Below are 18,436 nucleotides of genomic sequence, written 5' to 3' on the forward strand. Positions count from 1 at the left end.
CTCACCGTTGCAGTTTCTGCCACGCCGCCCACTGTCACGCCCGTGGCCGTGATCGCACCCGTTGCCAATGCAGCCGCTGTCGTGCCGTCATAGGTCTTGTTCTGGCTGCTCATGGCCACAGCCAAGTTGGCTTTGCCGATCGTGCTGGTGGTGTTGCTCACCGTGGTGGGCAAGTTGTAGTTGCTCAGATCAGTACCAGTCGCTGCCGTGAAGTCGCCTGTCGCCAAGCTCGCGGTGACTGTTGTTGCCGTGGCCACGTTCTTGCTGTTGTAGGTGCCGCTGGCTTTGCTCACCGTTGCAGTTTCTGCCACGCCGTCCACTGTCACGCCCGTGGCCGTGATCGCACCCGTTGCCAATGCAGCCGCTGTCGTGCCGTCATAGGTCTTGTTCTGGCTGCTCATGGCCACAGCCAAGTTGGCTTTGCCGATCGTGCTGGTGGTGTTGCTCACCGTGGTGGGCAAGTTGTAGTTGCTCAGATCAGTACCAGTCGCTGCCGTGAAGTCGCCTGTCGCCAAGCTCGCGGTGACTGTTGTTGCCGTGGCCACGTTCTTGCTGTTGTAGGTGCCGCTGGCTTTGCTCACCGTTGCAGTTTCTGCCACGCCGCCCACTGTCACGCCCGTGGCCGTGATCGCACCCGTTGCCAATGCAGCCGCTGTCGTGCCGTCATAGGTCTTGTTCTGGCTGCTCATGGCCACAGCCAAGTTGGCTTTGCCGATCGTGCTGGTGGTGTTGCTCACCGTGGTGGGCAAGTTGTAGTTGCTCAGATCAGTACCAGTCGCTGCCGTGAAGTCGCCTGTCGCCAAGCTCGCGGTGACTGTTGTTGCCGTGGCCACGTTCTTGCTGTTGTAGGTGCCGCTGGCTTTGCTCACCGTTGCAGTTTCTGCCACGCCGCCCACTATCACGCCCGTGGCCGTGATCGCACCCGTTGCCAATGCAGCCGCTGTCGTGCCGTCATAGGTCTTGTTCTGGCTGCTCATGGTCACAGCCAAGTTGGCTTTGCTGATCGTGTCGTTGGCCGTCACGGGCGCTTGCTGAACCAAGTTGTAGTTCGAAGCGTCCGCGCCGCTCAAGCTCGCGCCTGTGAGGGTGACCGTGTTCGCGCCTGTGCCGTTCGTTCCGCGCACGTTCTTGCTGGCAAAGGTGCCGGCCACGGTGCCGCCCAGGGTGACTGCGTCAGTGGTGATGACTTTGGTGTCGGTCGAGACGCTAGAGCCCGCTGCAACGCTGCCCAGCGCTGCCGCACCGTTCAGCACTGCTGTGGTCGTGCCGTCATACGTTTTAGCAACCACGCCCACACCGCTGTAGGTGACATCTTTCTTGGTGATGTTGCTGGAGGTGTTGCTCACCGTAAAGGGCAAGTTGTAGTTGCTCAGGTCTGCTGTACCAGACGCGAAGTCGACTGGCAACAAGTTTGCGGTGACTGTTGTTGCCCCGTTCACGTTCTTATCGTTGTAGGTACCGCTGGTTTGGCTTACTGTTGCAGTTTCTGTCACGCTGCCCACTGTCACGCCCGTCGCTGTGATCGCACCTGCTGTCAATGTAGCGGTGACGGTGCCGTCGTAGACCTTGGTCTGGTTGCTCATGGCCACAGCCAAGTTGGCTTTGCCGATGGTCACGGTGTTGCTCGTAGTGGGCAGCTGTGTCTGATCGTAGTTGGTTGACAGTGCAGCCGAAGTGGTTCCTGTCAACGTCAAGCCGCTCAGGTTGGTCACGCTGTTCGCGCCAAAGCCATCCGTGCCCACCACGTTCTTGCTGCCCAGCACCACGCTGGCTTTGTCGGTGGTGAACTTTTCACCGTTGACGCCCTTGATGCTCAAGGTACCGCCGCTCAAGTTGGTGTTGCCGTCGTAGATCTTGGCACCCGTTACTTCCGTGAGCTTAGCCTTGGCGATGGCAACGGTGTTCTTAGTGGGAAGTGCGCTGGCGAGAGCAGACATATCGGTGTCTGCCACGTTGTAGTTAGCCAGGCTCAAACCATTGGCACTTGTAAACGCTGCGTTGGTTCCCAGACCTGATACGGCTTGGGTGCCTGCATTGGCTCCAGTCAGGTTAACGCTATTGCCCGTGTTAAGGGCGGCAGTCTCTGATGCCACACCTGTCAGGGTCAGCGAGCCATTTGTACCGGCAACCAACGTTTGGATTTGACCGTCGTAGGTCTTGGCACCTTCGACCTTGGTCAAGTTAGCCTTGGCAACTACCAATTTAACCACTGATGCCCCGCTTGCTGCGTAGTTTGCAGAAGCCGACTCGTTGTAGTTGTAGCCGGCTGCATTGGCATCCAATCGACCAAAGCTATTGGCTGTGGCCACCAAAGTCGCGTTGTTGGCCAAGTCGGTTGCCACGTCATCCACGGCAGCTTTGAATGTTCCTGCGGCTAAATTTGTGACGATGTTGTTGCCGGTACCGCCATTGGCCGCCACGATCGCAGAGGCGATTGCTGTTGAAGTTGGTGCAGCATCGCCATAAGTCGTATTGATGGTGGCAGACGTTAAGGAACCGGTTAAGTCCACTGACTCTCGGAAAAGGACTTGCGTGTTGGGTCCGCCTGCAAAGCCTCCGCCTGCGCCGTAGGCGGTCCGCACGGCGGTGTTTTTACTGCTGCCTGTGAGTTGAAGATTCGAAAGGCTAGACATCAAATTAGACATCTGGCCGCTGTTAAGCGCGGAGCCGGTGTAAATAAGCGTCTTGCCCGTGCCGTTGTTGGTAATCGTGTTGCCAGCAACGGTTTTGATGTTGCCGCCCGTCGCGCCAGCGGGTACTTTGATACCCGCAGCGACCGTGATGTCGCCTGCGCCTGTGCCCGCGGTGGCTACACCCTTGACGATTTTTGCAACGGTCAAGTCGCCCTGGCCGTCAGTGGTCAAGGTCACGGCTGCGTTTGCTCTTTGCGTGATCGTGGCGCCTGATGCCGATGTAATCGCTGCTGCGCTTAACACGGTGCCGTCACCTGCTGCAATGGTGATTGCGCCAGAAGTGCTGTTGGTGATGTCGCCGTTCAGCGCCACGCCGGCTTTACCGGTCAAAGAAATACCGCCGCGGGTGGATATGGTTTTACTTGCGGTGGTGGTAATGGCTTGGTCGGCGGTAGCTGAAACCGTGCCTGTGAGGGTGATGTTTTTAGCTAAAGTTAGGCTGCCCGATGCGCCGGTGATTGTTGCGCTGACGTTGCCCGTGCCGGTGATATCGTTGTTAATCGTGGTTGCTGCACTGCGATTGAAGTGCAAGTTCGACCCGCCCTGTAGGTTGACAGCACCTCCGTTGCCCAAGGTGCCTGTGGTGCCACCATCGCCGATTTGCAATGTGCCGCCGTCCACGGTGGTTATTCCGGTGTAGGTGTTGTTACCCGTCAGAATTTGCGTGCCTGTACCTTCTTTCGTTAATTTGGCAGCGACACCATTGGCATCTTGAATGGAGCCAGCGAATGTGCCCGATCCACCGTTGACACCCACGGTGAAGCCATACGCAATTCCGCCCCATCCAGAGCTGACGACACCTCCGCCTGTCAGCGCATCCACTTTGATGTTGCCTTCAACACCTAGAAATGTTGCGCCGCTTTCGACGTTCAACGAGGCTTTGTTATCTTTCCAAACTTCATTGGTAGAGCTTGCACCAGTAAAGGTGCCTTCTCGCACGTCGATCTTTGAGTTTGTGCCCAAACTAAATGTTGCTCCGCCACTGCTCCACGCCAAAGTGCCTGTACCTGTTTTCTTGAGGGTACCCTCGCCTGTGAATGTGTTGTATGTTGTATAGCCAACTAATGAACCTGACTTTACGTTGAAATCCAATGTGGTACCGGTGGCAATGTCCACCGCACCAGCGCCAATCAAACCATTGTTCGTCCCATCACCGATTTGCAAAGTACCTTTGGCCACATTGGTCCCACCGGTATAGGTGTTGTTGCCTGAGAGCACTTGAGTACCCGTGCCGTTTTTGACTAAATTCAACGGTGATGAAGTCCCGACGATGGTGCCTGTGTATGTTGCACTGCTGTTGTTGTTGCCCAAGCTCAATGTGGTGAGCAATCCGCCTGAAGTGCTATTGGTTTCGACTTTGCCCGAACCCGAAAGCCCATCGATCGATTGGTGTTTGCCATCCAGCAATCGCAGCGTACCGTTGTTGATCACATTAGTCGTGGTGGGCAGGATGTACTTGGCACTGGCTTGAAGCGTCGTGCCCGAGGAAATAGTGACATTGCCCACAAAATTATTGGCCGAAATTCCAGTCCCGCTGACGGCTCCCATCGTGATGCGATTGCCGGTAAAGGTGATATTGCCCGTGCCTGTGATTTGACCGTCCATTGTCAATCGGTCGTTGGTGGCATCGTTGATGACCACATCACGGTTCAAGGTGATTTTGCTGTTGACCGTCGTCCAGCCCCGCCCCGCCTCATTCACAGTTCCAGACGTGGTGCCCAGGGTGGCCATGCCTGTACCGTTATTTGTAAAAGTGATGTCTCTGTTCAGGTAGCCCGTTGCATTGCCAGGCGTGCCTTTTTCGACCAGCAAACTTACGTTGTTGTTGCCCGTATTGAGATCGCCCACGATGATCCCGCCCGTGCCCGCCGTTTTGTTGTAATTGCCGTTACCGTGACCAAGGACCAGTGTGCCCTGGCTGACGGTGGCACCTCCTGAGAAAGTGTTGGTTCCGTAGACCCCAGTGCTTGCGTTATACGCCGACAAGGTCAGTTGACCTGCGCCTGATTTCAGCAACGAACCTGTGCCACTGATGAGACCTGAAATCGTGCCCGCAGCAGGCGTGGTGACCTTGAGTTGGGTGCCCACTTGGATGTTGCCTGCAGCCACCAAAGACGTGCCAGAGCCAGTCCCGCCAGCAGTCAATGTGGTGGCTTGCGTGGATGTCAACTTTGCAGCAGCACTGCTGATGTTGATGGCCGCACCGGTTGCGCCGGTGTTTTCTCCGAGGATAGTGATGTTGGCTGCCGACAAAGCTGCGGCACTGCTGATTTCAACACCGCTGCCTGTGCTTGCCTTCTTGCCGCTCAAAACGATCTGGCCACTGGCATCAGTCGCGGTGATGGTGCGCAGCGTTGGGTTGCTAGCTATATTCGGGTCGGTGGCTTGCAAGCCATCGGAGATTTGAACGCCTGCGCGGACGGTGGATGTGGACACACCAGTGCCTGCCGTGAAAACGCCCCCTGTGAACGTGCCGCCCGTGTTGTCGATGATCACGTTCTTGCCCTTGATGGCCGTTGAGGTCACCGAGTTGGGTACCCCGTCTTGAATGAGGATCGAACCCTGATTGCTCTTGAGGGTGGTGTTACCGCCTGTAGATTCAAATGAAGATGCGCCGCCTATATAGCCATACCCGGGGTAATAAAAGCTGGACTTCACAGAAATCGCGTCTGTGGCGGCGTTGTTGGTGGTGGCACTGACGGTGAGGTCCCCGCCTGCCTTAGCCTGAACACCCGCCATGGTGATGGTGGTACCGGTGTTGGGAGCAGAGGCGTTATTGGTACCGGTGATGCTGAGGGTGCCACCCGCTGTGTAAGCGTTGACTCGGTTGTGCCAGCTGGTAGCGACGTGATCAATGGCTGTGCCGAAGCCTGCGCCATTAACGGTGCCGGTGATCGAAAGATTCTCGGCTGCTGAAATGATGTTGCCCGCGAAGTTACCAATGTAGCTGAAAAAGCCCGATGAATTCGTACCCGATGTACTGCCATTGATGGAGACATTTTTACCCAGCAACTTCATGTTGTAGACGCTGCTATTTGTGAAGTTGTTGAAAACGCCGTGATTGCCTGTGGACGTACCGGTGATCCAAATGTCGCCTGTGGTGCCTGCATCAATGAGCGTGTTGTTCAATGCAACACCGTAGCCTGTTCCTGAAGTCGATACACCAGTGACCGTGACAGCGCCTTTAGTCGTAATGCTGGCACCGGAACCGAATTGCACACCTGCACCTGCAGCGATGTTTTTATTGGTGCCCGTCAACGTGACTGCACCATTGGTGTTGATGCTGCTGTTGAGCACAATGCCTTGACTGCTGGCGTCTGCAGCCGTGTTGCCCTGGTAGTTGCCGTTGGCCGTCATGTTGACGTTGACCAGTTTGGCGCTTGCGGCGTTGGTGGTGATGGATGCACCCGCGTTTTGCGTGATGCCGTTGTCGGCGATCAGGTTCAGGGTGGCGTCGGTCGTGCCCTGGTTGTTGAACGTCAAAGCGTTGGCAATGGTGATGTTGCCTGCGCCGGTTGTGTTCAGTGCGTTCGTGGTTTTGATGGTGACGTTGGTGCCCGTATTGATAGCGTTCTGGATCGTGCTGACATTGACCACACTGCTGGTGCCTGAGGCACCGTTGGGTGTGATGTCGGCAGGGCTGGTGCCTGTCACGTTGCTGTTGGCCGAGCTTGAAATGGTGATGTCCGAAGGGTCCAGTAACCAGTCCTTGGCTTTGACGGAGATGCCGTCCACTTTCAAGTAATCGCCAGAAGTCTCCACAAAGCCGCCCTTGCTTTCCAGCAGGGCCCCGCTCACATCGGCGGTTTTGGCCAGCACGTTCGTGTCTTTGTCCCGCCCAATGTAGATATCGCCACCGGCCGCGCCTTGGGTGCTGTTGGCGGTGATGCTGCCGTCCACTTTGATATGGCCGCCATCGGTCAGCAGGTGCACCGCGCCGCCTTGCGCGCCTGATGTATCAATGCTGCCCGATTGCATGACGCTGGCGATGGCGCTGCCCACTGCGGCCGCCTGCATGTAGACCTGGCCACCTTCGGTCACGATGGAGCCGCCCCTTTGGTTGGCCACAGCGGCGTTGATGGCCGATGGGGTCAACTCCATTTTGATGCGGCGGCTGCCGTACACGGGCAAGGTGATGGACTCTGCCGCACCCAGGGCGACGTTGCCTTGAGGGGCGACGATCTTGCCTTCGTTGCTGACGCTGGCACCCAGCAGGGCCACATAGCCGCCGGGGGCGACCGTGAGGTTGCCCAGGTTGAGCACCTGGCCGGTGGCGCCGTCGCGGGTGAAGCGGTTGCGCCCGGCCATGAAGTCGGCGTCGGTGGTGTTGAGTGTGCTGGCTGTCAGGCCTGCGGCGCTGACGGAGCCGTCTTTGCCAAAGGTCACGCCGTTGGGGTTGACCAGAACGACCTGGCCGTTGGCGGTCATCTGGCCAAAGATTTGGCTGGGCGCGGGGCCACTGACGCGGTTGAGCAGCACGGACTGGCTGCTGGGTTGCACGATGTTGACTTTGGCATCTTTACCAATGTCGAAGCTTTGCCAGTTGACGACGGCGCGGGCTGTGCTTTGTTGGATGGCCATGCTGGCGCCGCTTTGGCTGATGGCCGCTGCGCCTTGGGCCACTTGACCGCCTGTGGGCAATGCGTTGCTGGCGGGGGCCGCATAGGCCATGGCGACCAGTGCAAAGCTGAGGGACAGTGCACCGATGAAGTAAGCAGCGGCGCTAGAACAGCTTTCTGAAAATCCTGCCCCTTGAAAGCTTCCAGTGGCTTTGCCTTGGCTGGTGGCATGTTCGCCAACGGCCACGAGGGCACCCAGGCGTTTGGAGAAGACTGTTTTATAGCAATTGGCGTTCATGGGGAAATACGGGTCGAATTTGCGTCTTGTCTCATCAAATGTCAGCCTGCGGCAGACACGAGAGTCTTGTTACTTTTTTGTGAATTTAAACAAAATTTATTATTAATCGGATGTTTATTGATTTATAACTACCCAAAAATTTGTAAATGTTCATTCCATCAAAAAAAGAGAACGTAAGGGTTCAAATTGTATTCCTAGTTAATTTTTTAAATGCTTAAATATTTTTAATGAAACAATCAAGATAAGGGCTTTTTCAAATGATTTTGTTAACTTATGGAATAAATCTTGTCAAGGAAAAAAGTTCTATTTGTGCACAGGCAGCACTGCAGACGCAGGCCAGCGGTATCGGGTCATGCCAAAGCACATCGCGTCACCCGGCAAGACCATGTCTGCGCAGGTCGACAGATTCAGGGCCGAGATTTCAGCCTCGGGCACAGGCCCCTTGTCGGGGCTGAAGCCACCGACCTACGGGCGCACCCCATGTTGATCGCGCCACTGACCTTCCCCTATTGATACGCAGGGCATCTGCCATCTTCACAAGATTTTGCAAATTGATACATCGACTTGCTGCAATGCAGCAAAAACCTCGTTAAAATTGCGAACAATCGTGCTTTTTTGTGCGAACCCTTTGTCTCCTCCACCCTCTGAAAAGGTGGATTTGCCCCGAACCGCAAGGCTCGGGGCATTTTTTTTGGGCCGTTATCATCGGTGTTCACCTTTTTGACCGTCACGCCCCTCAGGGCGACCGTTTGCGCATGACCACCCCACACCTCAAACCCGCCGACTACCTGATCAAAATCCTCAACGCCCGTGTTTACGACGTGGCCACCGAGTCGGCCCTGGAGATTGCCAAAAACCTGTCTCGGCGGCTGAACAACCAGGTGCTGCTCAAGCGAGAAGACCAGCAACCGGTGCACAGCTTCAAGCTTCGCGGGGCTTACAACAAGATGGCGCACCTGACGCCCGAACAACTGAAAAAGGGCGTGATTTGCGCATCGGCTGGCAACCATGCTCAAGGCGTGGCCCTGAGCGCCAGCCGCCTGGGCACACGCGCCGTGATCGTCATGCCCACCACCACGCCGCAGGTCAAAATCGACGCGGTCAAGGGTTTTGGCGGCGAGGTGGTCTTGTTTGGCGACAGCTATTCAGACGCTTACAACCACTCGGTACAGCTGGAGAAAAAGCAGGGCCTGACCTTTGTGCACCCCTTTGACGATCCCGATGTGATCGCGGGCCAAGGCACGATCGCCATGGAAATGCTGAGCCAGCACCAGGGGCCGCTCGATGCGGTGTTTGTGGCCATTGGCGGCGGTGGCCTGATCAGCGGCGTGGCCAACTACATCAAGGCCGTGCGCCCCGGGGTCAAGGTGATTGGCGTGCAGATGAACGACTCGGACGCCATGATCCAGTCGGTGGCCGCCCAAAAGCGCGTGACTTTGGCCGATGTGGGTTTGTTCTCAGACGGCACGGCCGTCAAGCTGGTGGGCGAAGAAACTTTCCGCGTGGCGAGTGGGTTGGTCGACGAGTTCATGACGGTGGACACCGACGCGGTGTGCGCAGCCATCAAGGACATTTTTGTGGACACGCGCTCGATTGTGGAGCCCGCAGGCGCACTGGCCGTGGCCGCCATCAAGCAATACGTGGCCGCGCACAAATGCAAGGGCCAGACCTTTGCGGCCATTTTGTGCGGTGCCAACATGAACTTTGACCGCCTGCGCTTTGTGGCCGAACGCGCCGATGTGGGCGAAGAAAAAGAAGCCCTGTTTGCCGTCACCATTCCCGAAGAGCGCGGCAGCTTCAAGCGCTTTTTGGAGCTGATTGGCAGCCTGCCCGGCGGGCCGCGCAATGTGACCGAGTTCAACTACCGCATGAGCGACTCGGACCAGGCCCATGTGTTTTTGGGTCTGAGCACGCATGGCAAAGGCGAGAGCACCAAGATCACGGCCAATTTCAACAGGCACAAATTCAAGGCGCTGGACCTGACGCATGACGAACTGGCCAAAGAACACATCCGCCACATGGTGGGCGGACATTCGGCCCTGTCCCAAGATGAACGCCTGCTGCGCTTTGAGTTCCCCGAGCGTCCCGGTGCCTTGCTCAAGTTCCTGAGCCTGATGCGCCCGGGTTGGAACATCAGCTTGTTCCACTACCGCAACCAGGGCGCGGACTACGGCCGCATTCTGGTGGGCATCCAGGTGCCGCCCAAAGACGGCAAGGCCTTTGACAAGTTCTTGCAGGCGCTGGGTTACCCATATGCGGAAGAGACGGATAACCCGGTGTATCGCTTGTTTTTGCGGGGGTGAGACGCAGCATTTTGGAGGAGCTTTGCCCTGCAAGCGATTTCCCGCAGACCGCCACCACCGCAATCGCCAGCAGGGCTGGCTCCTTGTAGGTCGGCGGTCGTAGACCCCGACTGTAGGTCGGCGGTCGAAGACCCCGACGTGGTCCTGTGCCGGACCCACAACGTCGGACTCTGCGAGTGCCGACCTTCAAAATGACATGCCTCAAAGATGTTGTTGGTCGGCGCTCGAAGACTCCGACGTGGGCCTGTGCCGAACCAGCAATGTCGAACTCTGCGAGTGCCGACCTACGAGATGGCGTGTCGCAAAGAAGTTGTAGGTCGGCGGTCGAAGACCCCGACGCTGGTTAAACAGACACCCATGCTTGTTTCATAAAGCAGTGCCCGAACAAGAAAACGTCGGACTCTGCGAGTGCCGACCTACGAGATGGCGTGTCTCAAAGAAGTTGTAGGTCGGCGGTCAAAGACCCCGACGTGGGCCTGTGCCGGACCACAACGTAGGACTCTGCGAGTGCCGACCTACGGGATGACATGCCTCAATGATGTTGTAGGTCGGCGGTCGAAGACTCCGACGTGGGCCTGTGTCGAACCCACAACGTCGGACTCTGCGAGTACCGACCTACGGGATGGCGTGTCTCAAAGATGTTGTAGGTCGGCGGTCGAAGACTCCGACGTGGTTAAACAGACACCCATGCTTGTTTCATGAAGCAGTGCCCGAGCAAGAAAACGTCGGACTCTGCGAGTACCGACCTGCGAGATGACATGCCTCACCCGTTTCAAAATTCAAGCTGCCGGATCAATCAATCAAAATCCGGCGATCCAGTCAGCCTACTGTGGGAGCGGTGCCATCGCCGCGATAGCCCCAACAGACAGCCGCCCTCAAGGCGTTTTGTCCGAGCCGGGCAATTGAAGCGTCCAGGCGTTGGCAGGGCTGGTGCCCAGCTGGGCCTGTCGTGGCCCCAGACTTTGCAGTACCACCCCATCAGCCACCACCTGCCCCACCCGATAGGCCTTGGGTGGTTGGCCGTCGGTGCCAATCAGTGCGCTGCCCTGGCCTGAACTGGCGGCGATCACGCCCATGAGTTGAAAGCGTGTTGCTTGTGCTGTGGGCGCTGCGGCTGTTGCCGTGACCACGCCCAAGGCCCGCCCCAGACCGGCATCGCTTGGCGCTTGTGTGCGTTGATTGACCGTCAGTGTTTCAGACGCTGGAAGCATGCCGTCTTGCACCGGGAACTGCAAAAACCAAAAAACCACGCCAGCAACTGCCAACATCCAGACGATCAAGGCACTGAAGGAGCGAGTGAAAGCGGGCGATGTTGGAAAATTTTGCTTGAGCAACTTCATGTTCAATTCTCTGAGTCAGATTTCGGGTGACGCAAAGGACACCCTTTTACCGCAAGCGCCATTGATGACAACTCGCGAGCCATGTTAATGTACGTTTTTTGAAACCGCATTCAGAACAATAATTTCAGGTGGGAAAGCATGAAAACAAAATCAGCTGTCAAAAACAAGTCGCTTATTGTCACACTCGACATGGTCGCCAAAGAGTCTGGCGTCTCCCCCAGCACCGTTTCACGCATTCTCAATGGCACAGCAACCGTCAGCGAAGACAAAAAGAAAGCTGTTGATGACGCCATTGCCAAACTTGGCTTTATTCCCAACCCGGTTGCACGCGGCCTTGCGGGCGGGCGAACCTTGAGCATTGGGGTTGTGACGCAGGCGCTGGACAGCCCGTTTTATGGCGCAGCCCTGCGCGGCATTGAAGATGAACTCGACCCCGCCGGTTACAGCCCTTTGTTTGTCAGCGCGCATTGGAACATCACCTCCGAGACACGCTGCATCGACATGCTGCGATCACGCCGTGTGGATGGCCTGATCGTATTGAACGGTCGCATGTCAGACGCCTCCCTCAAAGCCACTGCCAAGCATTTGCCCGTGGTCGTCACAGGCCGTAACATCAAGTCACCCGAAATTTTTGCGCTCAACTTTGACAACTTTGCAGGGGGCTTCAAGGCCACGCAACACTTGATCCAATTGGGGCATCGAAAAATTGCATTTATCGCCGGCGACATGGAACACCCCGATGCGAATGAACGTTTCAAGGGCTACAAAAGCGCCCTGGAAGCGGCCAGCATCCCTTTCGATCCCGATCTGGTGGTGCCCGGTGAATACCACGAAGTCAGTGGCATGCTGGCCACAGACAGACTGCTGTCGAGCAATCGACAGTTCACCGCCATATTTGCCTCCAACGATCAAATGGCTTTTGGCGCTGCCTTGAGTTTGCACCGCCATTCGCTGCGCATTCCAGATGATGTGTCCCTCATGGGTTTTGATGATTTGGCCAATTCGCTTTATTGCATTCCACCGCTGAGCACGATCCAACAGCCCGCTTACGAGTTGGGTCGTCTTGCCGCATCGGCCATGCTCCAGCTCTTGTCTGGACAAAAACCCACAGCGGTCATGCCCGCCCCTGTGTTGATCTCTCGCGACTCCACGCGCCGCTGGCGTTCATGAGATCGGGATTACCCTCGCATTCGCCCTGATATTTCTTTATATAATTCTTGAAAGCGCTTTCAAGAACACGGTTTGAGTCCTGATCTTGTTGGCATGATCCACGAATTGATCCAGGAATTCATGATGTCAACCCTCTCGTTTTCAAGTGGCCTGCTCGGACGCCAGCTCAGCGCAGCTGCCCTGGCACTGGCATCTTGTGGAACGCTGCAAGCACAAACGTTGACCATTGCTGCCTATCCAGCGGTGGACAGCATCGCGAAGTCGGCCGCCACTGAATGGAAAAAGAAACATCCGGGCGCCGACATCAAAATCGTGAGTCGTTCCTTTGCGGACCACCACACAGCCATGACCACCGCCTTGTCCACAACATCGAACTTGCCCGATGTGATGGTGCTCGAAGTGGGTTATGTGGCCCGCTTTGCGGAAAACGGTGGCTTGCAGGACTTGTCTCAAGCCCCGTTTGACATCAAGGCGCATCAAGCCAAATTTGTGCCCTATGCGTTCAAGCAAGCCACAGCCAGCACAGGCGCTGTGGTGGCGGTGCCGACCGACATCGGCCCGGGCACCTTGCTCTACAGAGCTGATTTGCTGAAAAAAGCGGGCATCACGGAATCGCAACTGACCAGCAGCTGGGACAACTACGTCAAAGCAGGCGTTCAGATCAAAGCGCAAACCAATGCCTATCTGATGCCCCATGCACGCGACATGAAAGACATCATCATTCGCAGCAATTTGCAAGCGGGTGAAGGTCTGTACTTCGACAACAAGGGCAAACCGCTCATCAACACCCCTCGCTTTGAGCGGGCCTTCTCGCTGGCGCGGGAGGTGCGCACGCAAAAGCTGGACGGCAAGATCAACGCGTGGTCCACCGAATGGACCGAAGGTTTCAAACGCGGGCAAATTGCCACGCAAATGTCAGGTGCCTGGCTGGCCGGTCACTTGAACAACTGGATTGCACCGCAAACCAAAGGCCTGTGGCGCGCGGCACAGTTGCCCGAAAAATCCTGGGCATCCTGGGGCGGCAGTTTTTACGCCATCCCCAAAGGTGCCGCCCACAAACCCTTGGCTTGGGACTTCATCCAGATGATGACGATGCAAGCCGATCTGCAACTGAAAGCGTTCAAAGCTGAAGACGCATTTCCTGCCCTTCAGGCCGTGCACAAGGATGCCTTCATGGACCAGCCCATCGAATTTTTGGGGGGCCAAAAAGCACGTCTGTTGTGGCGCGAAGCTGCGCAGAAAACCACCGCCATTGATGTGCACAAGCTGGACCCCATTGCAGAGGAAATTGTGAACACCGAACTGGACAAGGTGCTTGACCAAGGCAAAGACATTCGCCAGGCTTTGCAAGATGCGCAAAGCCTGCTCGAGCGCCGGGCCAGAAGGTCATAAAGAGAGACTCACATGAAAGCTCTTCGCTCATTTCGGCTGTCAGCGCAGTCCGTGCCTTATGTCCTGTTGGCACCCTTCATCCTTTTGTTTTTGGTGTTCGGACTTTTCCCATTGGGGTTTTCTTTTTTCCTGGCCTTTCAGGTGTGGGAACCCTCAGCGGGTCTGACCTCCATGAAATTTGTGGGGCTTGAAAATTTTGTATTTGCCCTGGAAGACCCCTGGTTCTGGAAGTCGCTCAGCAACACCGCCTGGCTGGCTTTGGCCTCGGGGGTGCCGCAGCATCTGGTGGCTATTCCTTTGGCCTGTTTCATCCACAACGCTTTCAAGCGCTGGCGCAATGTGGTGATTGGCGCTTACTTCTTGCCCTACATCACCTCCACCGTGGCGATTGCCATGATGTTCAGCAGTTTGTTGTCCACCGATTACGGGCTGGTCAACCAAGGCTTGGCGGCCTTGCAACAAGCCTTGGGTTTGGGAACGCCTCAGGCCCCCATCGACTGGTTGGGTCAGGCAGAAAACATCAAGCCTGCAGTGTCCTTTGTGGTGTTTTGGCGATACGTCGGCTTCAACACGGTGCTGTACCTTGCGGCCTTGCAAACCATTCCAAAAGACCTGTACGAAGCCGCCATCATGGATGGTGCCAGCACGCTCAAACAGTTTTTCTACATCACGCTGCCCAGCCTCAAACCCATGATCTTTTTTGGTGTGACGCTGACGATCATCGGCGGCCTTCAATTGTTTGAAGAACCTTTCATCCTGACAGGCGGTCGCGGGGGCACCGATCAGGCGGGCATGACCACCGCCATGTACATGTACAGAACCGCTTTTGAATTCAATGACTTTGGCACAGCCAGTGCACTGTCGTGGTTGTTGTTTGTGGTGGTGGCGCTCTTGACCTGGGTGACCAACCGCGCCTTCAAACCACGCGGAGGGAATGTATGAGCACCCAGCGACTGTTTCAGGACCGCCTCACGCCCTTTGTGGCGTATGTGTTTGTCGGCTTGGGGGCCTTGATCATGCTGGCCCCGTTTTATTTCATGTTCGTGTTTGCCACGCATTCACGCACTGAAATCTTCAACCTGCCGCCACCGCTCTTGCCGGGTCACCACTTTGAATTGAACCTGGCCATCCTCACTGAAAAAATTGCTTTCTGGAAAAGCTTGGGCTGGAGTCTGTATGTGGGTCTGGCCTCGACAGCGCTCACCTTGGTGTTTTGTTCCATGGGTGGCTACGCCTTTGCCATGTTCGAATTCAAGTTCAAGAAGGCTTTGTTCCTGTTGGTCATGGGCACCATGCTCATTCCCTCATTCCTGAGCATGATTCCGACCTTCATGGTCATGGACGCGCTCGGCTGGATTGACCAACCGAGAGCACTCTACATTCCAGGTGCAGCCAGCGCGTTTGGTATTTTTCTGATGCGTCAATTCATAGGCGCATCCATCCCCAAAGACCTGATTGAAGCGGCCCGCATGGATGGCTGCAGTGAATTGGGCATCTATTGGCGCATTGTGCTGCCCTTGCTGCAACCAGCCTTGGGCACCTTGGGCCTGATCACCTTCATTGCATCGTGGAACAACTTCATCGGCCCACTGATCGTGATGCGTTCACCCGAAATGTACACACTGCCTTTGGCCCTGCGCAGCATGCAAAGTCCGGTGAACACCGAGTGGGGCGCCTTGATGACCGGCTCGGCCATCGCCACTGTGCCCTTGTTGATTCTTTTTGCCTTGTCATCGCGTCGATTGATCGACGGACTGACCACAGGCGCCGTCAAATAAAACAAAAACCACCGCCGAACATGAGCAGCAACCACACCCTTTCTTACGAACATCCATTCCCCGCAGACTTTGTTTGGGGTGTCGCCACCAGTTCATTCCAGATTGAAGGCGCAGCGCACAAAGACGGCAAAGGGCCCTCCATTTGGGACACTTTTTGCGAAACACCCGGCAACATCACCGATGGCAGCAACGGCCTGATCGCTTGCGAACACTACGACCGTTACCAGCAAGACATTGACCTGATCGCCAGCCTGGGGGTCAATGCCTACCGGTTTTCCATCTCCTGGCCGCGCGTGCAACCCTTGGGCAGCGGTGCATTCAATGAAGCGGGATTGGCCTTTTACGAGCGCCTGGTCGATGGTCTGCTGGCCAAAGGCATCACCCCCTTTGTCACGCTCAACCATTGGGACTTGCCACAAGCCCTGCAGGACCAAGGCGGGTGGGAAAACCGCGACACCGTGCACCACTTTGTGGACTACGCGCTGACCATTTTTGCGCGTTTGGGCAACAAGGTCGGTGCCTACACCACGCACAACGAGCCGTGGGTCATTGCCATCTTGGGCAACGAAAGCGGCATCTTTGCACCCGGCATCAAGTCCCGCGCCACCGCCATGCAGGTCTCGCATCACCTCTTGCTCAGCCACGGCTTGGCGCTGCAAGCAATGCGCGACAAAGGCTGCACTAAACCGCTGGGCATCGTGCTCAATTTGTCACCCACTGTGCCCGCCACCGACAGCGCACAAGACGTGGCCAAAGCACGGCTGGAAGACGGACGTTTGTTGCGCTGGTACATGGACCCGCTTTTCAACAAGTCTTATCCGCAGGATGTGCTGGATGCCTTGGGCGAAGATGCACCCCACATACTGCCCGGCGATCTGGACACCATTGGCACCCCCATGGACTACTTGGGCGTCAACTACTACACCCGATCCGTGGTGAGCGCAGATGGCAGTTGGTCACCCAAGAACAGTGGCTTGCCTTTGAACGACATGGACTGGGAAATTTATCCACAAGGCTTGACCCAGTTGTTGGTGCGCATGAAACGCGACTATGCGATTCCCCCTGTTTACATCACTGAAAACGGCGGGGCATTTCCTGACCCCTTGACCGCAACGGGTGTGCATGACCACGACCGTGTGAAATACATCGATCAACACATTGCCGCCTTGGGTGATGCCATGGCGCAAGGCGTACCGGTCCACGGCTACATGGTGTGGAGCCTGTTGGACAACTTTGAATGGTCTTCAGGCTATGCCAAGCGCTTTGGCATCATCCATGTGGATTACGACACACAACAGCGAACCTACAAAGACAGTGCCCACTGGTACAAAAATTTCCTCGCGCATCAAAAGAAATTGAACAAGCCAGAAAGTGCTTGTACAACTGAAACCACAACAGCCACGGGAGTCGTCTGAGATGGGCCAGGTCACACTCAAGAACATCCATAAAAATTACGATGGCCATGCGGTCATCAAAGGCATCGACCTGGACGTCAAGGATGGCGAATTTTTGGTCTTTGTCGGCCCCTCGGGCTGTGGCAAATCGACCACCCTGCGCATGATTGCAGGCCTGGAAAAAATCTCCGATGGTGATTTGCTCATCGATGGCCAACGCGTCAACGACCGCCACCCCGCCCAGCGTGGTGCGGCCATGGTGTTCCAAAGTTATGCGCTTTACCCGCACATGACGGTGAGCGAAAACATGGGTTTCGCCTTGAAGATGTCGGGCATTCCCGCCAAAGAGCGCGAAGCCCAAGTGCGCAAGGCCGCGGATGTTCTGCGCATTGACCACATGCTCAAGCGTTACCCCAAAGAACTGTCTGGCGGCGAACGTCAACGCGTGGCCATTGGCCGGGCCATCGTGCGTCAACCCAAAGTTTTCTTGTTTGATGAACCCTTGTCCAACCTGGATGCGGCCTTGCGTGTGAACATGCGCATTGAATTGACCCGACTGCACAAAGAGCTGGGCACCACCATGATCTATGTGACCCATGACCAAGTCGAAGCCATGACCATGGGTGACCGCATTGCGGTCTTCAACCAAGGGATCATTGAACAACTGGGCACGCCCATGGATCTTTATCACAAGCCGGCCAATCATTTTGTAGCGGGTTTTCTGGGCTCTCCCAAAATCAACCTGGTGTCTCGCCCTGCTGCGCAGAGCGCCCAGCCGCAGCCTCTTTGGGACCAATGGTCCATCTATGCCAGTGCTGGCGCACACAGCCTGGGCCTTCGCCCGGAACATCTGCAATTGGCCCCCTCTGGGCGCGGCATTCCAGCAGAGCTTGTGTTGGCTGAGCACCTGGGCGACTGCACCATCGCACATCTGCGTGTTCAAGGATCTGAAGAGTTGGTCAGAGCCAAATTACCCTTCGGCCATGAAAACCTGACCCACGGTCAGATGGTGAGTCTGGTGGCCGACTTCTCACACCTGTTGTCGTTTGATGAACAAGGTAAGCGCTGCGTCTGACGCCCAGTCCTCAATAAGAAAGCCCCGCGTTGCTCAGTCATCGCGGGGCTTTTTTGCAGGACAAGCATACGTCGGACTCTTCGAGTGCCGACCTACAGGGGACATGCATTCGTAGGTCGGCGGTCGAAGACCCAGACATGGGGTTGGTGAAGCCCGCCAAAGTTGAATCAGGATCAGCTCCCATGCCCGCAAGCGTCGGACGCTGCGAGTGCCGACCTACGGGAGCCATGTACTCGTAGGTCGGTGGTTGGAGACCCCGACATGGGGTTGGTGAAGCCCGCCAAAGTTGAATCAGGATCAGCGCCCATGCCCGCAAGCGTCGGACTCTGCGAGTGCCGACCTACGGGAGCCATGTATTCGTAGGTCGGTGGTTGGAGACCCCGACATGGGGTTGGTGAAGCCCGCCAAAGTTGAATCAGGATCAGCGCCCAAGC

General features: G+C 56.4%; 9 protein-coding genes. 7 read left to right on the forward strand and 2 right to left on the reverse strand.

The window, feature by feature from the left end:
• A partial coding sequence (locus tag H663_RS40275; protein ID WP_116695949.1) for a YDG domain-containing protein occupies positions 1-7,550 on the reverse strand: 7,550 nt, incomplete at its 3' end.
• A 755-nt stretch (positions 7,551-8,305) separates the two neighbouring features.
• On the opposite strand from H663_RS40275, the gene ilvA reads away from it, so the two are divergent.
• A complete protein-coding gene (ilvA, locus tag H663_RS40280; protein WP_053168599.1) occupies positions 8,306-9,853 on the forward strand; it encodes a threonine ammonia-lyase, biosynthetic in 1,548 nt (515 codons plus the stop codon).
• 875 nt (positions 9,854-10,728) lie between these two features.
• Here the strand turns inward: ilvA and H663_RS40285 are convergent.
• Positions 10,729-11,193, reverse strand: coding sequence for a type II secretion system protein N (locus H663_RS40285; protein WP_053168601.1), 465 nt, complete (start codon positions 11,191-11,193; stop codon positions 10,729-10,731).
• Positions 11,194-11,331: 138 nt separating this feature from the next.
• Here H663_RS40285 and H663_RS40290 point away from each other — a divergent pair, with 138 nt between their 5' ends.
• The 6 genes from H663_RS40290 to H663_RS40315 all read left to right on the forward strand — a co-directional run bounded on the left by H663_RS40290 (position 11,332) and on the right by H663_RS40315 (position 18,002).
• Positions 11,332-12,363, forward strand: coding sequence for a LacI family DNA-binding transcriptional regulator (locus H663_RS40290; RefSeq protein WP_053168603.1), 1,032 nt, complete (start codon positions 11,332-11,334; stop codon positions 12,361-12,363).
• 93 nt (positions 12,364-12,456) lie between these two features.
• Entirely contained in the window at positions 12,457-13,755 is a 1,299-nt protein-coding gene (locus tag H663_RS40295) for an ABC transporter substrate-binding protein (protein ID WP_240620598.1), read from the forward strand.
• A gap of 12 nt (positions 13,756-13,767) precedes the next feature.
• Positions 13,768-14,697 carry a carbohydrate ABC transporter permease gene (locus tag H663_RS40300; protein WP_053168605.1) on the forward strand — a complete coding sequence of 310 codons (930 nt, stop codon included), beginning with the start codon at positions 13,768-13,770 and terminating at the stop codon, positions 14,695-14,697.
• Positions 14,694-15,533, forward strand: a complete 840-nt coding sequence (locus tag H663_RS40305; RefSeq protein ID WP_053168608.1) for a carbohydrate ABC transporter permease — start codon at positions 14,694-14,696, stop codon at positions 15,531-15,533. The genes H663_RS40300 and H663_RS40305 overlap by 4 nt, the downstream gene beginning before the upstream one ends.
• 20 nt (positions 15,534-15,553) lie before the next feature.
• Positions 15,554-16,948: a GH1 family beta-glucosidase gene (locus H663_RS40310; protein WP_053168610.1), complete on the forward strand. Its 1,395-nt coding sequence runs from the start codon at positions 15,554-15,556 to the stop codon at positions 16,946-16,948.
• A gap of 1 nt (position 16,949) precedes the next feature.
• The gene (locus tag H663_RS40315; RefSeq protein WP_053168612.1) at positions 16,950-18,002 is read left to right on the forward strand and encodes an ABC transporter ATP-binding protein; all 1,053 of its coding nucleotides are present in this window, start codon (positions 16,950-16,952) and stop codon (positions 18,000-18,002) included.
• The last annotated feature ends 434 nt before the right edge of the window (positions 18,003-18,436 follow it).

The sequence above is a fragment of the Limnohabitans planktonicus II-D5 genome (assembly GCF_001270065.2).
GTDB classification, from domain to species: Bacteria; Pseudomonadota; Gammaproteobacteria; order Burkholderiales; family Burkholderiaceae_C; genus Limnohabitans_A; species Limnohabitans_A planktonicus.